20 protein-coding genes and 1 tRNA gene are annotated in these 18,297 nt (G+C 58.1%); 10 read left to right on the forward strand and 11 right to left on the reverse strand.

The features are described 5' to 3' along the window. Positions 1 to 108: 108 nt before the first annotated feature. From H8S56_RS10765 to H8S56_RS10790, 6 genes are all read left to right on the forward strand, one after another. Positions 109 to 2,202, forward strand: a complete 2,094-nt coding sequence (locus H8S56_RS10765; RefSeq protein ID WP_187518620.1) for an LTA synthase family protein — start codon at positions 109 to 111, stop codon at positions 2,200 to 2,202. 208 nt (positions 2,203 to 2,410) lie between these two features. Then, positions 2,411 to 2,647, forward strand: a complete 237-nt coding sequence (locus tag H8S56_RS10770) for a hypothetical protein (RefSeq protein WP_024694167.1) — start codon at positions 2,411 to 2,413, stop codon at positions 2,645 to 2,647. A 240-nt stretch (positions 2,648 to 2,887) separates the two neighbouring features. Then, on the forward strand, positions 2,888 to 3,229 hold the full coding sequence (locus H8S56_RS10775) for a ribonuclease E inhibitor RraB (RefSeq protein ID WP_024688148.1): 342 nt from the start codon (positions 2,888 to 2,890) through the stop codon (positions 3,227 to 3,229). Positions 3,230 to 3,804: 575 nt separating this feature from the next. After that, a complete protein-coding gene (locus tag H8S56_RS10780; protein ID WP_004880943.1) occupies positions 3,805 to 5,214 on the forward strand; it encodes a circularly permuted type 2 ATP-grasp protein in 1,410 nt (469 codons plus the stop codon). A gap of 12 nt (positions 5,215 to 5,226) precedes the next feature. Then, entirely contained in the window at positions 5,227 to 6,186 is a 960-nt protein-coding gene (locus tag H8S56_RS10785) for an alpha-E domain-containing protein (protein ID WP_024688149.1), read from the forward strand. Further along, a complete protein-coding gene (locus tag H8S56_RS10790; RefSeq protein WP_024688150.1) occupies positions 6,183 to 7,013 on the forward strand; it encodes a transglutaminase family protein in 831 nt (276 codons plus the stop codon). The genes H8S56_RS10785 and H8S56_RS10790 overlap by 4 nt, the downstream gene beginning before the upstream one ends. An 85-nt stretch (positions 7,014 to 7,098) precedes the next feature. On the opposite strand, the gene H8S56_RS10795 is transcribed toward H8S56_RS10790, so the two are convergent. Further along, complete coding sequence (locus tag H8S56_RS10795) at positions 7,099 to 7,473, reverse strand: rhodanese-like domain-containing protein (RefSeq protein WP_187518621.1); 375 nt, start codon at positions 7,471 to 7,473, stop codon at positions 7,099 to 7,101. Between the two features lie 691 nt (positions 7,474 to 8,164). On the opposite strand from H8S56_RS10795, the gene H8S56_RS10800 reads away from it, so the two are divergent. Next, on the forward strand, positions 8,165 to 8,893 hold the full coding sequence (locus H8S56_RS10800; RefSeq protein ID WP_187518622.1) for an amidotransferase: 729 nt from the start codon (positions 8,165 to 8,167) through the stop codon (positions 8,891 to 8,893). A gap of 90 nt (positions 8,894 to 8,983) precedes the next feature. Here H8S56_RS10800 and H8S56_RS10805 read toward each other — a convergent pair whose 3' ends face one another. The 3 genes from H8S56_RS10805 to H8S56_RS10815 form a co-directional block, all read right to left on the reverse strand. Continuing rightward, positions 8,984 to 9,955 (reverse strand): magnesium and cobalt transport protein CorA, encoded by a 972-nt coding sequence (locus tag H8S56_RS10805; protein WP_187518623.1) that lies wholly within the window; start codon positions 9,953 to 9,955, stop codon positions 8,984 to 8,986. Positions 9,956 to 10,080: 125 nt separating this feature from the next. Next, on the reverse strand, positions 10,081 to 10,770 hold the full coding sequence (locus H8S56_RS10810; RefSeq protein ID WP_187518624.1) for a crotonase/enoyl-CoA hydratase family protein: 690 nt from the start codon (positions 10,768 to 10,770) through the stop codon (positions 10,081 to 10,083). Positions 10,771 to 10,871: 101 nt separating this feature from the next. Further along, a complete protein-coding gene (locus tag H8S56_RS10815; protein WP_024688155.1) occupies positions 10,872 to 11,165 on the reverse strand; it encodes a DUF6388 family protein in 294 nt (97 codons plus the stop codon). Positions 11,166 to 11,337: 172 nt separating this feature from the next. On the opposite strand from H8S56_RS10815, the gene H8S56_RS10820 reads away from it, so the two are divergent. Beyond that, a complete protein-coding gene (locus tag H8S56_RS10820; protein ID WP_187518625.1) occupies positions 11,338 to 11,652 on the forward strand; it encodes an EthD family reductase in 315 nt (104 codons plus the stop codon). A gap of 3 nt (positions 11,653 to 11,655) precedes the next feature. Here H8S56_RS10820 and H8S56_RS10825 read toward each other — a convergent pair whose 3' ends face one another. Further along, positions 11,656 to 12,063, reverse strand: coding sequence for a DUF4124 domain-containing protein (locus H8S56_RS10825; protein WP_187518626.1), 408 nt, complete (start codon positions 12,061 to 12,063; stop codon positions 11,656 to 11,658). A gap of 140 nt (positions 12,064 to 12,203) precedes the next feature. On the opposite strand from H8S56_RS10825, the gene H8S56_RS10830 reads away from it, so the two are divergent. Beyond that, entirely contained in the window at positions 12,204 to 12,368 is a 165-nt protein-coding gene (locus H8S56_RS10830) for a DUF6021 family protein (RefSeq protein WP_032610308.1), read from the forward strand. A gap of 60 nt (positions 12,369 to 12,428) precedes the next feature. Here H8S56_RS10830 and H8S56_RS10835 read toward each other — a convergent pair whose 3' ends face one another. The 4 genes from H8S56_RS10835 to H8S56_RS10850 form a co-directional block, all read right to left on the reverse strand. Further along, positions 12,429 to 12,797, reverse strand: a complete 369-nt coding sequence (locus H8S56_RS10835) for a c-type cytochrome (RefSeq protein ID WP_187518627.1) — start codon at positions 12,795 to 12,797, stop codon at positions 12,429 to 12,431. Between the two features lie 167 nt (positions 12,798 to 12,964). Further along, positions 12,965 to 13,300, reverse strand: coding sequence for a hypothetical protein (locus tag H8S56_RS10840; protein WP_187518628.1), 336 nt, complete (start codon positions 13,298 to 13,300; stop codon positions 12,965 to 12,967). 315 nt (positions 13,301 to 13,615) lie between these two features. Beyond that, positions 13,616 to 13,705, reverse strand: a tRNA-Ser gene (locus tag H8S56_RS10845). A 200-nt stretch (positions 13,706 to 13,905) separates the two neighbouring features. Then, entirely contained in the window at positions 13,906 to 14,655 is a 750-nt protein-coding gene (locus tag H8S56_RS10850; RefSeq protein WP_024687313.1) for a 3-oxoacyl-ACP reductase family protein, read from the reverse strand. A gap of 148 nt (positions 14,656 to 14,803) precedes the next feature. On the opposite strand from H8S56_RS10850, the gene H8S56_RS10855 reads away from it, so the two are divergent. Then, complete coding sequence (locus H8S56_RS10855; protein WP_187518629.1) at positions 14,804 to 15,361, forward strand: cysteine hydrolase family protein; 558 nt, start codon at positions 14,804 to 14,806, stop codon at positions 15,359 to 15,361. Here H8S56_RS10855 and H8S56_RS10860 read toward each other — a convergent pair. Together H8S56_RS10860 and H8S56_RS10865 are read right to left on the reverse strand one after the other, a co-directional pair. After that, on the reverse strand, positions 15,352 to 16,083 hold the full coding sequence (locus H8S56_RS10860) for a DUF3142 domain-containing protein (RefSeq protein ID WP_187518630.1): 732 nt from the start codon (positions 16,081 to 16,083) through the stop codon (positions 15,352 to 15,354). The genes H8S56_RS10855 and H8S56_RS10860 overlap by 10 nt on opposite strands. Beyond that, positions 16,083 to 18,260 carry an outer membrane assembly lipoprotein YfiO gene (locus tag H8S56_RS10865; RefSeq protein ID WP_187518631.1) on the reverse strand — a complete coding sequence of 726 codons (2,178 nt, stop codon included), beginning with the start codon at positions 18,258 to 18,260 and terminating at the stop codon, positions 16,083 to 16,085. Before H8S56_RS10865 ends, H8S56_RS10860 begins: the two co-directional genes overlap by 1 nt. Positions 18,261 to 18,297 lie beyond the last annotated feature (37 nt).

Below are 18,297 nucleotides of genomic sequence, written 5' to 3' on the forward strand. Positions count from 1 at the left end.
TCTGGCGATCAAGTACTATCTGCCCCCCTTGCACCTGACTGCCCACACAATGGCGCGTCGGTGTCGCACGCCTGAACCCAACCCTGAATCCACCGGATCCTGACAACCATGGCCAAAACGGACGCCCAGATTCATCGGCAAGCCTTGTCCCGCCTGCAAAACCCCACCGTCAAATCGCACCTGGCGTACACCTTGCTCAGTGGCCTGGCCCTGATGGTGATGTACACGCTGCTGCGTATCGGACTGCTGGTTTATAACCGCGAGATGATTGGTGACACGCCAGCCTCGACCTTTATCGAGGCGCTGTTCAACGGCATGCGTTTCGACCTGCGCCTGACGGTTTACCTGCTGATCCCGTTGATGCTGGCCCTGTTCAGCGCACGGGCTATGGCGGCGCGCGGCTTCTTCCGGTTCTGGCTGACCCTGGTCGGCAGCATCACGCTGTTTTTCGGCCTGATGGAAATGGACTTTTACCGTGAGTTTCACCAGCGCCTGAACGGCCTGGTGTTCCAGTACGTGAAAGAAGACCCGAAAACCGTTCTGAGCATGTTGTGGTACGGCTTCCCGGTCGTGCGTTATCTGCTGGCCTGGGCCGTGGTTACCTGGCTGTTGAGCCTGGTGTTCAAAGGTATCGACCGCGCCACACGCCCGCGTCATGCAGTGTCGGGCGCAAGCGTAGGCACTCGCTCCATTGCGCCGTGGTACATGCGCATAGGTGTCTTCTTCCTGGTCTTGATCGTTGCCGTGATCTGCGCCCGTGGCACCTTGCGCCAGGGCCCGCCACTGCGTTGGGGTGATGCGTACACCACTGAATCGAATTTCGCCAACCAACTGGGCCTCAACGGTACGCTGACCTTGATCACGGCGGCCAAGAGCCGCATGTCCGAGGATCGCGATAACGTCTGGAAAGCCACGCTGCCCCAGGCCGATGCGCAACAGACCGTGCGCGAGATGCTGCTGACGTCCCATGACAAGCTGGTCGAGCCGGACATTGCTGCAGTACGTCGTGATTTCACGCCGCCTGCGGAAAACACCCTGCCGATCCGTAACGTCGTCGTGATCCTGATGGAGAGCTTCGCCGGTCACTCGGTCGGTGCGCTGGGCAGCGATGCCAACATCACGCCGAACTTCGACAGGCTGTCCAAGGAAGGCTTGCTGTTCGATCATTTCTTCTCCAACGGCACGCACACCCACCAGGGCATGTTCGCCACCATGGCCTGCTTCCCTAACCTGCCAGGCTTCGAATACCTGATGCAGACCCCGGAAGGCAGCCACAAGCTGTCAGGTCTGCCACAGCTGCTGAGCACAGGTCGTAATTACGACGACGTCTATGTCTACAACGGCAACTTCGCGTGGGACAACCAGTCGGGCTTCTTCAGCAATCAGGGCATGACCAACTTTGTGGGTCGCGAAGACTTCGTCAATCCGGTGTTCTCCGACCCGACGTGGGGCGTGTCCGATCAGGACATGTTCGACCGCGGCGCTGAAGAGCTCAAGGCACGTCAGAACGGCAAACCGTTCTATGCGCTGCTGCAGACCCTGTCCAACCACACACCTTACGCACTGCCGGAAAACCTGCCGGTCGAGCGTGTGACCGGACATGGCTCGCTGGACGAGCATTTGACCGCCATGCGTTATTCCGACTGGGCCCTGGGCCAGTTCTTCGAGAAGGCCAAGAAAGAGCCTTACTACAAGAACACCCTGTTTGTGGTGCTGGGTGACCATGGCTTCGGCAACAACAAACAGCTGACGGAGATGGACCTGGGCCGCTTCAACGTGCCTCTGCTCCTGATCGCCCCGGGTATGCAGGAAAAGTTCGGCCAGCGCAGCAGCATCGTGGGAACCCAGGTCGACGTTGTGCCGACCATCATGGGTCGTTTGGGCGGCGTGACGCGTAACCAGTGCTGGGGACGCGACCTGCTGAACCTGCCGGAAGGCGACAAGGGCTTCGGTGTCATCAAACCGTCGGGCAGCGAGCAGGTGGTGGCCATCATCAGTGGCAATCGCATCCTGATCGAGCCGACCGAAATGCCGGCCAAGCTGCTGACCTACACGCTGGGCGCCAAGCCGCACGCTGAAGAAGTACCTGACGCGCCGGATACTGCGGAGCTCAAGCGCAAGCTGGAAAGCTTCCTGCAGACTGCGACCAAGAGCCTGCTGGACAACACGGCAGGCGTTGAGGCCAGCAAGAACAGAAACTGATACCTGCTGCTTTGCCCGGTCACTGTCGGGCAAGGCATCGGGTTGAGCGTTTCAGTCAGAAGAAAGGCCCTCGGCAGTGAATGCGAGGGCCTTTTTTCTTGCCCGTTTGCGGCTGTTTCGAGACGCAATTCATTGGAACGAATGCAGTTGGCAAAGTGTCCAGAGTAAGTAAGCCAGAGTGCCTGGCTTGCCTACTCTGGAGGCATTGATGAAACAGTGGGCCATTTTGTATCTGGACAAGGATGGCGTGCAGCAACGCCGTGAGGTGCAATGGCAGGAGCGTCCTAGCGACGAAGATGCCGCGCGCCTGCTGCGCAAGGATTTGTATCCGGTCACGGATGAGTTGGATCTCAATGATCTTGAAGGCCGGACCGATCAGCCGACCGTCAAGACGCTCAAGGACCATAACAGTGTGCAAATCATTTCCATTACAGAAATGAGCTGAGCTGCTGTTCAAAAAATCTTGATGCACCAACCACTTGGCAATGACCTCGCATTGGGTCTACTCTGCAAACGAGGCCGTGAAAGCGGCCTCTGACACACGTCCATCTCCGACCTGTTCAAGGTTCGGTCAGCTACATGCTTGATTCCCCACGCCGGAGTATCTGTCGTGCGGCGATCCCGGAATATGGGGTCGCTCTGGAAGAGTTGAAACTCTATCTATCGTTGAATAGGAGGACGTTTCATGAGCACAGCCTATCAAGAGGACATCAGCAGTAACGTACTGCGCCGCATGAAAGAAGGCGGTTTTGACTTCGCACGCATCCATCCCATCGAGTTCTATGCCATTTTCCCCGACGAGGACCGGGCACGGCAGGCTGCTGAGCAATTTCGCGGAGAATCCCTCAACACCCAGATCAACGTGCGCGACGACGGTGCCTGGCACTTGCAACTGAGCAAGGTGATGTACGCCACTTACGACGGCATCGGTGATTTCGAACAGGACTTTCAAAGCGTTATTTCGCCAATGGACGGGGAGGTTGAAGGCTGGGGCGTGACCCAGGAGATCAGAAGGCTGCACGCCTGATCCGTTGTGACTGAAAAATGAGTACTGACCGGTCGACCTGGAAAAAAACGCCGGGTCGGCCGGTCTTGTTTCGGGCGTGGTTCGATAGTTTCCCTGGTCCATGAGAGCGTGCTGTCTCAACGTCAACACAGAACCCTGGAAGGCGTGTATTTCATAGAACACGTTCCGTTGGCCGAGCGCAGGCCTTTTCTCGAAAACATTTCCATGCGCAAAAAAAAGCCACTCAAGAGAGTGGCTCAAAGGGAAGTCAGGTCAGGAACGTGTCAGTTGGATCGCGCTCGCTGAAAAATAAGGGATGGGGCAAAAGTGACGTTTGATGCCCTGTTTGCTCGGTTGCTGGCGATTATGGCGAACTAATATCGCCACCGGAAATCAACTCTGACTATGCTGATCATAGATTTCACGGTTGAATGACGCTTCCGAATGAGGCGTAGGAGAAGTAGCTGGGGCGTTTAGTGCACAGGAATGGTGCGCGGATCGTCAGATGTATATCTAACTTATTGATATTCAAGCGTTTATGCCGGTGGCACGGGCCTTGCGAAGCCTAAGGTGTCCATGGTGACAAGGAGTACGGCATGATCCGCACCTTTTATGACGAGATGTACGACGCTGGCGGTCTGGTCCGCCCGCACTACCGGGAATTTGCCCGGTGGTTAGGCGATACGCCCCCTGAGCTTCTGGCTCAACGCAGGCGTGAAGCCGATTTACTGTTTCATCGTGCCGGGATCACGTTCACCCTCTATGGTGACGAGCAGGGCACCGAGCGGCTGATTCCGTTCGATACCATCCCGCGCAGTATCCCGGCCAGCGAATGGCGGGTTGTGGAGCGGGGCTGCATTCAGCGCGTCAAAGCGCTGAACATGTTTCTGGCTGACCTCTATCACGATCAGCGCATTATCAAGGCCGGAATCATTCCGGCCGAGCAAGTGCTGGCCAATGAGCAATATCAGCTGGCGATGCAAGGCCTGAACCTGCACCGTGACCTGTACTCGCACATCTCCGGCGTCGATCTGGTCCGCGATGGCGACGGCACGTATTACGTGCTGGAAGACAATCTTCGAACGCCCAGTGGCGTGAGCTACATGCTCGAAGATCGCAAGATGATGATGCGCCTGTTCCCCGAACTGTTCGCGGCACAACGCATCGCGCCGATCGATCACTACCCGAACCTGCTGCTCGATACGCTCAAAAGCTCCAGCCCGCTGGACAACCCGAGCGTGGTGGTGCTCACGCCTGGCCGCTTCAACAGTGCATTCTTCGAGCATGCCTTCCTGGCACGTGAGATGGGTGTCGAGCTGGTGGAAGGTGCCGACCTGTTCGTGCGTGATGATCGCGTCTTCATGCGCACCACCGATGGCCCGAAAGCCGTCGATGTCATCTACCGTCGCCTGGACGATGCGTTCCTTGATCCGTTGGCCTTCAACCCGGATTCGATGTTGGGTGTGCCCGGTCTGCTGGCGGCGTATCGCTCCGGCAATGTGGTGCTGGCCAACGCCATCGGCACTGGCGTCGCGGACGACAAGTCGGTGTACCCGTACGTCACCGACATGATTCGTTTCTACCTGGACGAAGAGCCGATTCTCAAGAACGTACCCACTTGGCAATGCCGCAAGCCTGAAGAGCTGTCCCACGTGCTGGCCAATCTGAAGGACCTTGTCGTCAAGGAAACCCAGGGGTCGGGCGGCTACGGGATGCTGGTCGGGCCTGCTGCCACGGCCGCCGAGATCGAAGCCTTCCGGGCACGTCTCAAAGCCAAGCCTCACGCGTACATCGCTCAACCCACCTTGTGCCTGTCGACCTGTCCGACGTTTGTCGAGAACGGCATCGCCCCGCGCCACATCGATCTGCGCCCCTTTGTTTTGTCCGGTCGCGAAACCCGCGTTGTCCCCGGCGGCCTTACCCGAGTGGCCTTGCGTGAAGGTTCGCTGGTGGTGAATTCGTCGCAAGGTGGCGGAACCAAAGACACCTGGGTGGTCGAGGATTAAGGATGCCTGCCAATGTTAAGTAGAACTGCCTCGGATCTTTTCTGGATGTCGCGTTACCTGGAGCGAGCGGAGAACCTCGCCCGAATGCTGGACGTGAGCTATTCGCTGTCGTTGATGCCCCAGGATGGGCGCGGCGACGGGCTGGATGAAATAGCCATGCCGCTGTTGATCACCGGTACGCTGGAAACCTATATCGAGCGTCATGGCGAATTGCACGCCGAACGCATGCTGCATTTCTTTGCGCTGGACGCGAGTAACCCGGCCAGCATCTACAGCTGTCTGGGTGCGGCACGTGCCAGTGCTCACGCTGTGCGCGGCCGGATCACGGCTGACATGTGGGAGAACATCAACTCCACCTGGCTGGAAATTCGTGGTATCGCGCAGCAAGGCCTGACGCGCTATGGCATGAGCCGTTTCTGTGAATGGGTCAAGGAGCGCTCGCACCTGTTTCGCGGCGCAACGTACGGCACCATCATGCGTAACGATGCGTTCCGTTTCATTCGTCTGGGAACGTTCATCGAGCGCGCCGACAACACCATGCGCATGCTCGACGCACGCTATGAAATGCTCGAATTGCGCGGCCCTCAGGCCAATGCGGCGGCAGACAGTTCCGCCGCCGGTTACTACCAGTGGAGTGCGTTGTTACGTGCGCTGTCGTCGTTCGAGGCGTACACCGAGGTCTACCGTGACGCACCGGGCGCCCGACAGGTTGCCGAGCTGCTGCTGTTGCGCGCCGACATTCCGCGTTCGCTGCGTGCCTGCCTGGAAGAGATGGACCTGATTCTGGCCAGTCTGCCGGGTGTCAACGGCAGACCTGCACAGCGCATGGCCGCCGAGATGGACGCACGACTGCGCTACACCAGTATCGACGAGATCCTGGATGAGGGTCTGCATGAGTGGTTGAACGAATTCATCCCCATGCTGGCCCAACTCGGTGATGCTATCCACATTTCGTACCTGGAGGCTGCATGAGACTCTCAATTAGCCACGAAACCACCTATCACTACGATGATCAGGTGCGTTCCAGTATCCAGTATCTGCGTCTGACACCTCACGACAGCGAGCGCCAGAAGGTCCTCAGCTGGCAGTTGACCTTGCCGCGCGCGGTGCGGGCGCAGGTCGATCCGTTCGGCAACATCCTGCATGTCTTGAGCCTTGAAGAGCCGCACAAGGCCATCATCATCGGTGCTCGTGGACAAGTAGAGATCGACGCAACCTGCGAAGCCGAGCATGAAAGCCAGTCACCCTTGCCGTTCTTGCGCGTAACGCGTCTGACCGAACCCGACGAGGCCATTCGCAGCTTTGCAGCCACGCAGTGTGGCAAGCGTATCGATCGCAGCGCCTTGATCGACCTGATGCAGGCGCTGAACCAGCACATGACCTACACGCAGGGCGCAACGGAAGTCGACACCAGTGCGGCCAAGGCATTTGCGGGGCGTTCAGGGGTCTGTCAGGACCACACTCACGCATTCCTGGCCTGTGCTCGAACCTTGGGTGTGCCGGCGCGGTACGTCTCGGGTTACCTGTGCAGCGAAGACAGCGATCACCTGTCCAGCCATGCGTGGGCCGAGGCCTGGATCGATGATGCGTGGTACAGCTTCGACGTCACCAACCAGTTGGCTATTCCTGAGCGCCATCTGAAGCTGGCGGTCGGTCTGGATTATCTGGATGCGTGCCCGGTGCGTGGCATGCGGCGCGGCGGCGGGGCAGAGCAGATGCACGCCAAGGTGGTGGTTTCGCCGATGGTCAGTGTACCCAAGACCAAAGCCCGCGTTCAGGGGCAGGCGCAACACCAGTAAGTCCGGATAACCCATCCCGATAAAAGGCCGTACACGCATGAGCGTGCACGGCCTTTTGTTTATCCGGGTTTATCAGGCGGTTTGTTTATTCTGCGGGATCGTCCGTAATGTCATACAACGCATTGTGCAGCTCTTCATAGTTGCCGCCGTTTATCACGCTGTAATAGCCCGCTCTCATAAGATTGTTCTGGGCTTTACTGGCTTTTTCATTCGAGCTGCTGAAAATGACGAACACCGCATTGCGGTCGTTGAGTACCAGTTTCATCTGATTGACCAGTCGCACCTGATCAACGCGCACCGCATTGAGCACAGTCCCTGCGTCGTAATCGGTCTGGCTGCGAACATCTATCGCCAGCTTGCCTTCCTTGAGTGCGGCCACAGCAGCGGCCTGATCCACTTCCCCGGCCTGTGCAACGACGCTGCCCGTCAAGGCCATACACAACGCTATCCATGGGCGCATAAAACATTCTCCCTTCATTGAAGCGGGAAGAGTGGCACAGTTGCGCGCAGTTCGACAGCGCATGGTGGCCTAACCGAACAGTCGAGTCAGGTTCGGCAAGATCAACAAAAGAGTCGTGGCAAAGACAATAAGACCTGCCTGGCGTACTTTAGAATGTTTAAACATGGCTGAATGCCTTTTGTTGTTATTCCTGAGCGACAAAAGCTGACCGGATTGATGGACGGCACAACGGGCAGCTGGCAAAGGTGAAGCACTCGAACAGTGAGCTCCGATCAATCGATCGGCAGCCGGGCGCTCGCGATATTTTTTATAGCGCCGTTCTGTTACAGACTTAACCTTAGAGTCGCCGTGCAGTGCCGTTTAGAACGGTTGGGAATGGAAAAGCTATAAAGTAAGCTTGTTGGTTATATATTTTGGTCGAAAAACGCGTTCAGGCCTTTGCTAGACGTGTTGAGGGAAATCGTTAGCCCTCTACCGTTCGTCCGGGCAGGAAAAGTCCTACAACGCCTTGAAGCGCCTATCTGCGTTTTGGTTTGATGCACGTCGTCTGCCAGATCACCCGGTTCTTGCCCAGGCTTCGATCCAACGCGTCGAACGTGTGCCGGGCAAGTCTCAACTTGATTTGGAAAGGGCTTCAGGGCAGGCTTCGCGCTTACGATATTGCTTTGTCACTGTGCAAGGTCATCTTTATATGCCGTTACGCATCTGTATCCTGGAAACCGATATCCTGCGCCCTGAATTGGTTGAGCAATACCAAGGCTATGGGCACATGTTCGAGATGTTGTTCGCCCGCCAGCCGATTGCCGCCCAGTTCCAGACCTACAACGTTATGCAAGGCGTCTATCCGCCCGATGACGAGCAATTCGACGCCTATCTGGTCACCGGCAGCAAGGCTGATTCTTTTGGCACCGATTCGTGGATTCAGGTCCTCAAAGACTATCTGCTGACGCGTTACGAGCGGGGTGACAAGTTACTGGGCATCTGCTTTGGTCATCAGTTGCTCGCGCTGTTGTTAGGCGGCAAGACCGAGCGTGCCGCGCAAGGCTGGGGCGTCGGTATTCATCACTACCAGTTGGCGTCCGCCACGCCGTGGATGTCACCTGCCGTGGAAAACCTCACGCTGCTGATCAGTCATCAGGACCAGGTCACCACGCTGCCGGAAAATGCGACAGTCATCGCCTCGAGCGACTTCTGTCCGTTTGCCGCTTACCACATCAACCATCAGGTGCTGTGCTTCCAGGGGCACCCTGAGTTCATTCACGATTATTCGCGAACCCTGCTGGAGATTCGCCAACAGTCGCTGGGTGAGCAGGTTTATCAGAGAGGCATGGCCAGCCTTGATCATGACCATCATGGCGTGACCGTTGCCGAGTGGATGATGCGTTTCGTGGCGCACAAGCCGGATACAGCGGCGGTGTGATGTGATGCCTGTCAGCAAGTCAGGAGGGGGTAGGCGACTTGCCTCCCCCACAAAAAACGCGCCGTTATTCATGGACAGCTGTGTTTGAGGCTACAACCAGCCTGAGCGCCTGAAGCTGGCAAACAGCGCTGAACACCCGCCAACGATCACGCCCAGCACGATGAAATAGCCGTAGTGCCATTTCAGTTCCGGCATGTTTTCGAAGTTCATCCCGTAGATGCCTGCGATGGCTGTCGGGAACGCCAGAATGGCGGCCCAGCCGGCAAACTTGCGCTGCACGATGCTTTGTCGCGACGACTCCAGCAGCAGGCCGATTTCTATCGTCTGGCTGGCGATGTCGCACAGATTGCCCAAGTCTTCCATCTGCCGTTTGACATGGATTTCGACGTCACGGAAGTAAGGCCGCATGTTCTTGTCGATGAACGGAAAGCTGAGCTTCTGCAGTTCTTCACCGACCTCCACCATAGGCGCTACATAACGCCGCATTCTCAGCAGATCACGACGCAAGGCATGAATGTGCTGAATGTCGGCCTCGCGAAGTGCGCCGCCCAGCACGTTCTGTTCCAGCACTTCCAGATCGGCGTGGATCGCCTCGGTGACGGGCTGATAGTTTTCGGTCACAAAATCCAGCAGCGCATACAACACAAAGTCTTCGCCGTGTTCCAGCAGCAGAGGCCTGGCCTCACAGCGTTGGCGCACCAGTCCATAGGACTTGGAGTGGCCGTTGCGCGAGGTGATGACGTAGCCCTTGCCAGCAAAGATGTGGGTCTCGATAAACAGCAACTTGCCGTTGTCGCGAACCGGGGTGTACGTCACGATGAACAGCGCATCGCCAAAGGTTTCAAGCTTGGGGCGACTGTGAACCTCCATCGCGTCTTCGAGTGCCAGTTCATGCAGATTGAACTGTTTCTTCAGGCTGGTGAGCTCCTGAGCATTGGGTTGCTCCAGGCCGATCCACACAAAGTGATCCGGCTTGGCGGCCCACGCCGCGCCTTCATCAAGGCTGATATCCGTAACTTTCTTGCCCTTGCTGTAAACCGCGGCTGCAACAACTCGACCCATGGTGCTATCGCTTCTTCTATATGGCAGTGGCGCAAAACGGATGCGCTGTGGCTGATGAGATTAACCAAACACGCCGGAGTTCGCCGATAAGCAAAAGCCCGCCGTGGCGGGCTTTGTGGCGAGACTTACAGCGTGTGTTGCTTGTCTTCTTCGATGGCGGCATCAAGGATGTCGAGCAGTGCTTTGCGGGCTTTGAGCTTGGTCTTTTTGTGTGCATTCATGTTGATCTTCTTCAGTTGCGTGGCGACGGCATGTGCCGTTGGCAACAACGCTTCAACGCTGACCACCTGATCCAGGAAACCGGCCTGCAGCGCACCCTCGGGGGTAAAGATCTCGGCATTGATGACCGACCGGTTGAAGGCCGACTTGCGCAGGCGATCACGTGCCAGCTCGATGCCGGCGTGATGCATGGTCATGCCGATCTGCACTTCGTTCAGGCCGATATTGAACGCACCTTCGACACCGATTCGATAATCGGCCGACAGCAGCAGAAACGCCCCTTTGGCAATCGCATGCCCTGGGCAGGCAACGATGACCGGAAAGGGGTGAGACAACAGACGCCGCGCCAGTGTCGAGCCTTGCGCCACGAGGTTGATGGCCGCTTCGGCACTCGATGTCATGACTTTCAAGTCATAGCCGCCGGACAGAATGCCGGGCTGCCCGGTCACAATCACTACCGCCCGATCTTTCTCGGACTGATCCAGCGCGGCATTGAACGCGGCGATGACGTCCGGGGAAATAGCATTCACCTTGCCGTTGTTCAGGGTCAGCGTGGCGATGCCATCGTCCAGGTGGTACGAGACCAGATCACTCATGACACGATTCCTTTTTATTGAAGTGAGCAGACGTTACTCACCCGTCAAGCAGAGGTAAAGCGCTGACTGATGGGTCACTCATTGCATGTGGGGCAGGGCACTTACAACTTGATTTCATTCAGCTCGCAGTACTCGTCCCATTCCATGCCCAGCGCTTCGGCGACCTGCGCATGGGCTTCAAGGCGCATCTGCTGGAGCTCTTCCGGGGATTGTGCAATCAACTCCAGCGCCAGTTCCCAGGGTTCGATGCCTTGGCTTTCGGCTTCGTCCTCGAATGCCCACTGGACTTGCTGCTTTTGTTCAGTGGCGCTGAGGTTGCTGATTTCATCTTTCAGCGTGGGATGGGTCGAGAGGTATTTCGCCAGGGCGGCCTCGTTCCACTCAAGAGCATTCATGCAGTGTTCCTCGATCTGACTGGGCAGCCGGACATCGTTTCAAAGCGGTCTGGCCAAACCGCGTGATTGTGCGGGAAGGGAGAAATGGGTGCCAGTGTTGTCACACCCCTTTGCCGTGAATAATCACGGTAGAGTGCCAAGGTGATTTTTGGCTGCTATCGGAGATATCGAGATGATCAAAGTCAGCGTGCTGTACCCGTATAAAGAAGGCGCCCGGTTCGACCACGACTACTACCGTGACCAGCACATGCCGCTGGTGCAGTCATTGATGGGCGAGTACTGCAAACGCTACAGCGTCGACAAGGGATTGGGTGGCGCAACGCCCGGCTCCAACCCTGTCTACATTGGCATGTGTCACATTTACTGCGAGTCCATCGAAGCGTTTCAGGCCGGTATGGGGCCGCATCAGGAGCGCATCAATGCCGACATCATCAACTACACCGACCTGATTCCGGTGGTGCAGATCAGTGAAGTCCGCGCCGAGTGAGTCTCAGTTGCCGGAGGCTGCCTTGCTGGAGGACATGCCGCCCGAAGGATCAAAACATTGGCTGTCATAATGCGCGCCGTGGCATTGCGACGGCACGTTGGGCGGCGGCGGACGATTTCTCTGAAAGGCCTTGTAGGATTCCGTCTCGTATACCGTGACAGACGCGCGGCCGCTTACCTTCAGGTATTCGGTGGCTTTGAGGTTGAGCTTATGCGCGTGATCGACAGGCTCGCCCTTACTCAGCATGTTGGGCGGGCCAGCGCGCTGCACGCTACTCTGCAGGCCGTTTTCGCAGGGCATGGATGCATAACTCACCCGGCCTTGCGGGGAGGTGCATTTGAATATCTCGCTGTGCGCCAGACCTGAAATCGACGACGCGGCGATTGCCAGCGTCAGTGAAAGCCTTTTCATTACCATCCTCCCTGAGTGGCGCAAGGCTACCAGCTGTCGTCGGCACCTGCCAGAAGGGCCGTTCGTCAGTCCCATGGCACGCCTGAGTGGATCGCGCCTCTGAAGTAGCAGGTTGTACGTTTTAATCAACGGAGGCGCATATGACTGGCAACAAGCCAAACAACAACACTACCGACACACCGGATTTCGATACCGAATCACCGGATGCCGGCGATCCGCAAGTCGATCCGGTCAAGCCTGCGAAAACACCTGCCAAGGAACACGGCACGAAGGACGACTACCCGCCATACGAATCAGACAAGTAACAGATAACAGGTGCCCCCGGAGACGTCCGGGGGCATTTTCGTTTCAGGTGCCTTTTAGGCCTAAGGATTGGCGTGCAGGTACTCGAGCAGGTCTTCCATGCGCTGATCATTGCCCATCCACCACAGTTTCATGCGCGTACCGGGCACCACAGCGCTCGGGTCCTTGATGTAGGTCGTCAACTGTTCTCGCGTCCAGACGATCCCGGAATTTTTCATCGCATCGGTGTAAACATAATCCGGTTGCTGACCCGCCTGACGATCGATGATGCCGTTCAGCGGCGGACCGAACGCGCTGCGTGCTGATGGCCCGATCTTGTGACAGCCTGAGCAAAGCCGCGTGAATACCGCCTTGCCAGCCTCTGCATCGCCTGCGCCCTGCGCGCTCAGGTGAACCGCCAGCGCAAGCACCAATAGCGCGGTCTTCTTCATTGATATCCCATGACAGCCGTTTGCGGGCTGAGCCCCAAAGCCGAGAATGCTACCGCAGTCGCAGGCAGGCAGAAACCCGCCGTGAACCCACAAGAGGGTGGTGTGCGCATCTGTCGCGCCGCTCCTGTCATCGCGGCGAGTGGCGTTGTCGACGGATGCTGCGCAGATCAGGGCAGGGGAGCTGAGCCCCTCATTCTTTTGATGCGTTCAACACACAGATTGATCAGCGTACAAACGACACCTGCGACCATTCCGATCCCTGCAAAAAACGCTGCGCCGCCGAGAAACTCCCTCGGCCAAGCATAGCCATCACCTGACATCAATGCACGCGTAGCCTCGACAAGATTGGGCAGCACAATGGCCGTCCAGATCAGCAACCCGGTGATCATGCCCCCGGCAATGTAGCGCAGCGGTGTGTGCAGATAGCGCTCGACGCACCACAAAACTGGCCAGCCAGCCACCATGCCCAGAAAACCGCCGACCATGAACGGCAGGATAAACAACCCAACCGTTATTTCAGCGAAAAAACATCGGCCAGATCGCTGGCGTGACCGGCGTATGGCTGACCGCCCCTTGGCTGACGCGGATGGTATTCGGGGTGGTGGCGATGATCGCTGTGGCCGCGGTCATTATCTTTCGTTGAGGTTGCGATTTTCGGGAGTGGTGTTCGTCGGCGGGATGCCGTGGAAGAGGATATTGCGGTCTTGAACGACTTGAGGGCGTCAGCTTTTGCCCTAACGTTGCCCTGAATTATGTGGCGTAAACAAAAAAGCCCCGACTTTCGCTAGCGAAGTCAGGGCTTTAATGCGTATCTAATATGGCGGTGAAGGAGGGATTCGAACCCTCGATACAATTTCTTGTATACACACTTTCCAGGCGTGCTCCTTAAGCCACTCGGACACCTCACCGTATCTCGCTGACAACGTTGTGTCTGTCGAGGCGCGCTAATGTAGTCGAAAGCTTTTCGGAACGCAAAACTTTTTTTCAGAATTTTCATGCGGTTAAGCAAAAAAACGCAGTCTGCCTGCCTGAAGCTCGGTGCAGACAGGCCGGCCTTGGCTTTCACGGGAAGGCCGGGCCAGCCTGGGTCTTTGCGCAACCGTGGTGCTCAGGCGCCAAAGCCGCCGTCGATGGTCAGGCTGGCGCCGGTGATGTAGCCCGCTTCCGGGCCCGCGAGGTAGGCGACGAAGCTGGCGATTTCCTCACTCTTGCCGTAGCGCGGGATGGCCATCATCGCTTTGAGGGTTTCGGCAAATTCGCCGTGCGCAGGGTTCATGTCGGTGTCGACCGGGCCGGGCTGGACGTTGTTGACGGTGATGCCTTGCGGGCCGAGGTCGCGGGCCAGGCCTTTGGTCAAGCCGACCAGTGCCGATTTGCTCATAGCGTACGTCGCGCCGCCTGCAAAGGGCATGCGGTCGGCGTTGGTGCTGCCGATGTTGATGATGCGTGCGCCTTCACCCATATGGCGCGCGGCTTCCTGGCTGGCGATGAAGACGCTGCGCACGTTGATGGCCAGGGTTCTGTCGAAATCCTGCATGGTGAATTCGTTGAGCGGAGCGATGGCCAGCACGCCTGCATTGTTGACCAGAATATCCAGCCCGCCCAGGTTTTCGGCAGCGGTCTGGATGGCTTGGCGGATGGCTTTTTCATCGGCGCTGTCGGCTCGAATGGCCAGTGCGCGGCCACCGTTGGCGGTGATGCTGCCTTGCAACTCCTGCGCTGTCTCTTCAGAGCTGACGTAAGTAAAGGCGACAGCAGCGCCTTCTTTGGCCAGACGATTGACGATGGCCGCGCCGATCCCACGGGAGCCGCCTTGAACGAAGGCGACTTTGCCGGTGAGGGGCAGGTGCTGATTCATGATGTTCTCCAGTGTGTGGATGCGATAGGGAATGCATGTGCGTAGACAGCGTAGTCGCAATAAGCTGTCTGAAGCCTGATGTCGCGCTGGAACTGTGCGCGGATTCTGGCTACTGTCGGGCTCGGAAGTTTCAAGGAAATGAACCCTGATGGACATTCATCCCAACACTGCGCTGGTCCTGATCGACTTGCAGCAAGGCATCAATCACCCAAAGCTGGGGCGGCGTAACAATCCTCAGGCCGAAGACCGCCTGTCCGAACTGCTGTCCGCCTGGCGTCAGACGGGGCGACCGGTGATTCATGTCCGGCACTTTTCTACCTCGCCTGATTCCGTGTTCTGGCCCGAGCAGTCTGGCGTGGAGTATCAGCCAGCCTTTGTGCCGCAATCGGACGAGCGTGAGCTGAGCAAGCAAGTGCCCGATGCCTTTTGCGGCTCGTTTCTGGAAATGTGGCTACGTTCCGACGGGATTCGGCAACTGGTCATTGCAGGTGTGGTCACCAACAACTCTGTGGAGTCCACGGCACGCAGCGGCGGCAACCTGGGTTTTGAGGTCATCGTCGCTCATGATGCCTGCTTCACCTTCGATCAGGCGGACTTCTTTGGAACGCATCGCAGCGCAGAAGAGGTTCATGCGATGTCACTGGCCAATCTTCACGGCGAGTACGCCACAGTGCTTTCCACGGCGCAGATTCTCGATCAGCGCTGAAGTCCGGGATTCTGCAGGAACACCACGTAGCCCTTGAACCATGGGCTGTCGCTCAGATAGCCCGGTGCCTGCCAGTCGCCACCCTGAATCAGTCCGACCTTGAAAGGCAGGCCAAGGCGGCTGAGGCGAGGCAGGTAGGCGGCGTAGTCCGCAATGCTCTGGCGGCCCTGATAGGTTTGCACCACCACTTCATCCACTACACCCTTGAGTTCGCCGATGGCGGTGATGTCGGCGTTGCTGCTCCAGTCCATCAGGCCGGTGATGCTCAGGCGAGCGTCGTCGGGCATGCGCTGGCGCAGGTCGCGCAGAAAACCGACGTACTCGTTCAGATAACGGGTACGGGCATCGAAATCAATCTGAATGCCGATGACGTGCGTGCCAGTGGCCTTCCAGCGCTGAACCTGGCCGAGCAACTGCCGGTAGACAGCGTCCGGCCAGCGCAGCGTGTGCGCGCGGTAGACCAGCCACACCTGCTCCTGGGGCAGATGCGTGACCGAAACGCCTTGCGCGATGAAGTTGACGCCTTGCTGCGGGGCGCGACGCGATGTGCTGACCTGGCCTTGCAGTATATAAAGGGTTTTTGCCTGTTCCATCACCGGCTGCGGTTTGACCCCCGCCCACAGCCAGAACGCGTCGTAGTCTTCGGCCTTGACCGCTGCGCCTGCCTGACCGAATGCCAAGAGGCAGAGCAGGGTCAGGCTATAGCGAATCCGGCTGCGCATTACCAGTAGTACTGCTGTGCCTTGCCCCACTGGGTGCTGGCGAAGTCCTTTTTCAACTGGCGGAACCAGCCTTTGCGCACAGACGGTTCGACTTCCTTGCCGCCGCAGGTGTTGTAGCCGGACGGGCCGTAACAGTTGATCGCCCGAAACAGGGCGTAGGCTTTTTCGTCACGCGGGGCCTTGGGGCTGGCGATGACGATCTTGTAGCCTTCCAGTCTGGAAAACACTTCGCCGCTGAAGCCCGGCGCGCTGCCGCCCAAGGTATCGGCGTTGCGTTTGGTGTCCAGCGGCATGCCGTCGAGGCTGTTGCCACGGATGAACTCACCCATGCAGTTCAGCGCTTTGGCGTCCTTCTCGTCAAGCTTCAAGGCGGCGGCTGTCTGCACGATAGCGGGGCAGGTGTAAGCGGCTTCGGCTTTGTCGCCCTGCCATTGGAACAGGCTCAGGGACGGGCCTTTTTCATAGGTGTAGCCCAAGGCGTAACCCAGTTTTTCCTCCGGCAGTTTTTCCGGCAGACGCTTAAGGTCCTCGGCAAAATCGGCGTACCGTTTTCGCATCAGATCCTTGTACAGCAGCACAAAGAGTGCCGTGTTGCGTTCGGTTTCAGTCGGGCCTTGGGTCGTCTGTTGACGCAGCAGGTCGGCATCGGAGACATGGCTGAGCAGGATGTAACGGACTTTGGCCGAGTGGATGGGCGAGTCGGCTGCGAACACCCGGGAAAGTTGCTCATCGCGTTCAAAACTCATGGCCAGCGCCAGTTCCAGCTGTTCACGTTGCAACGGCTGGGTGGCGCGCGGCAGCATGTCCAGCCACAGGGCCTGCGCACCCTTGAAGTCTTGTCGGGCCTGCAACGCCAGGCCACGCAGCAGGTGCTGGCTGAAGGTGACGTAATCGAGGTGTTCCGGCAGCTCGGTCGGCAGCTGTTTCAGGGCGTGTTCCGGATCGTCCAGCACGTACAGCGCGAGCGCACCTTGCAGATAGCGATAGAGCTCGGGCTGATCGGCATACACCGATTCCTGGGCTTTCAGATCCGCTTCGCTCAATCGGGGCGCGGATGTTTCGCGCATGCGGATCAGGTCGGTGATCGCCAGCATCCAGGGCGTGTGCAGGTTTTGTCCGGTGCTGCTCAGTATCGAACGGTCCATCTCGGTGACGAGCGGGTCAAGGAACTCCGGCTTCTGGCCTTGCTGCTTGAGCTGCCGGGCGTAGTCTTCGGCCAGTTTTACGTCATCGCCTGCGAGCCAGTGTACGCGCCGCAAAAGCCCCTGAGCGGATTCCGAGTAGTCGCCTTCGGGATAGCTGTCCAGATACTGTTTGAATGCAGCGTCGACGTCTGCAAGCGCGGCCTTGTCGACTTTGTCGCGCTGCAACTGACTGTATTCGTCGAACACGTCCTGCTGGGCGGCGTTCAGTTTTGTACGGGCAATCATGTACAGCGCGGTTTGCTTGAGCCAGGGCTGCGTGCTGTCTGACAGCGCGTTGAACCCGCTCAGCGCTTCATCGAACTCACCGTTGTAGAAGGCGCTGGACGCACGCAGGTAAGTGCCGAACGCTTTGCCGGTTACAGATTCGATGGCCTTGGGTTGCAGCGCCTCTCGGGTGTCGGCATCCCAACTGCATGCGCTCAGCATCTGCAAGCGGCTACCTGCCAGTGCCTTGCGCTCGGTGTCGGTCAGGTCAGTGCTGATCGACACCTGCTCAATGAACGCTTGGGCGCTGTCGTCGGAGTTGCTGCGACAGCGGCTGCCTTCGCCGTACAGAAACTCATCGCCTGCCGCCGGGGTCTCGCCACGTGTCAGCCCAAGCTTTTCAAGCAAGGGGGTCAGCGATGATTGCAGCGGCGTGGCGTTCGTCTCGCCAGGCTGCGCGGGCTCTACCAGATCCGTCGCGCCGAAGCGAAACAGCGAGAATGGCACCGCGCCGTAACCTTCACTCAACTCCAGGTTTTTAACGGCTGGCAATTGAAACGTGTTCAGCCCCTTGTTTGCCAGCAACAGGCGCAGATTGACCTCGCTGTCGTTGCCCGGGCTCAGGAACGGCAAGTTGCTGCACGCGTCCAGATTTTCCTTGAGCACGGTCCAGGACGGATAACAGGAGTCATCGCCGCTGGCCTGAGCCTGATTGAGAAGGGCAGAGCCTGCCATGACCGCCACAGCGCTGAGCAATCGGGTACGCATGAGAAATCCTTTTAACGAGCAAACGGCAAGGGTGCGA

Origin of the sequence: Pseudomonas triticifolii, assembly GCF_014358015.1 — a bacterium.
Taxonomy (GTDB): domain Bacteria; phylum Pseudomonadota; class Gammaproteobacteria; order Pseudomonadales; family Pseudomonadaceae; genus Aquipseudomonas; species Aquipseudomonas triticifolii.

Excerpts from the sequence above, each read along its gene's own strand:
- H8S56_RS10860 (WP_187518630.1), bottom strand. The coding sequence starts at position 16,083 with ATGCGCAGCCGGATTCGCTATAGCCTGACCCTGCTCTGCCTCTTGGCA.
- H8S56_RS10765 (WP_187518620.1), top strand. The coding sequence starts at position 109 with ATGGCCAAAACGGACGCCCAGATTCATCGGCAAGCCTTGTCCCGCCTG.
- H8S56_RS10805 (WP_187518623.1), bottom strand. The coding sequence starts at position 9,955 with ATGGGTCGAGTTGTTGCAGCCGCGGTTTACAGCAAGGGCAAGAAAGTT.
- H8S56_RS10850 (WP_024687313.1), bottom strand. The coding sequence starts at position 14,655 with ATGAATCAGCACCTGCCCCTCACCGGCAAAGTCGCCTTCGTTCAAGGC.
- H8S56_RS10825 (WP_187518626.1), bottom strand. The coding sequence starts at position 12,063 with ATGAAAAGGCTTTCACTGACGCTGGCAATCGCCGCGTCGTCGATTTCA.
- H8S56_RS10785 (WP_024688149.1), top strand. The coding sequence starts at position 5,227 with ATGTTAAGTAGAACTGCCTCGGATCTTTTCTGGATGTCGCGTTACCTG.
- H8S56_RS10830 (WP_032610308.1), top strand. The coding sequence starts at position 12,204 with ATGACTGGCAACAAGCCAAACAACAACACTACCGACACACCGGATTTC.
- H8S56_RS10770 (WP_024694167.1), top strand. The coding sequence starts at position 2,411 with ATGAAACAGTGGGCCATTTTGTATCTGGACAAGGATGGCGTGCAGCAA.
- H8S56_RS10790 (WP_024688150.1), top strand. The coding sequence starts at position 6,183 with ATGAGACTCTCAATTAGCCACGAAACCACCTATCACTACGATGATCAG.
- H8S56_RS10855 (WP_187518629.1), top strand. The coding sequence starts at position 14,804 with ATGGACATTCATCCCAACACTGCGCTGGTCCTGATCGACTTGCAGCAA.
- H8S56_RS10780 (WP_004880943.1), top strand. The coding sequence starts at position 3,805 with ATGATCCGCACCTTTTATGACGAGATGTACGACGCTGGCGGTCTGGTC.
- H8S56_RS10820 (WP_187518625.1), top strand. The coding sequence starts at position 11,338 with ATGATCAAAGTCAGCGTGCTGTACCCGTATAAAGAAGGCGCCCGGTTC.
- H8S56_RS10800 (WP_187518622.1), top strand. The coding sequence starts at position 8,165 with ATGCCGTTACGCATCTGTATCCTGGAAACCGATATCCTGCGCCCTGAA.
- H8S56_RS10795 (WP_187518621.1), bottom strand. The coding sequence starts at position 7,473 with ATGCGCCCATGGATAGCGTTGTGTATGGCCTTGACGGGCAGCGTCGTT.
- H8S56_RS10865 (WP_187518631.1), bottom strand. The coding sequence starts at position 18,260 with ATGCGTACCCGATTGCTCAGCGCTGTGGCGGTCATGGCAGGCTCTGCC.
- H8S56_RS10775 (WP_024688148.1), top strand. The coding sequence starts at position 2,888 with ATGAGCACAGCCTATCAAGAGGACATCAGCAGTAACGTACTGCGCCGC.
- H8S56_RS10835 (WP_187518627.1), bottom strand. The coding sequence starts at position 12,797 with ATGAAGAAGACCGCGCTATTGGTGCTTGCGCTGGCGGTTCACCTGAGC.
- H8S56_RS10815 (WP_024688155.1), bottom strand. The coding sequence starts at position 11,165 with ATGAATGCTCTTGAGTGGAACGAGGCCGCCCTGGCGAAATACCTCTCG.
- H8S56_RS10810 (WP_187518624.1), bottom strand. The coding sequence starts at position 10,770 with ATGAGTGATCTGGTCTCGTACCACCTGGACGATGGCATCGCCACGCTG.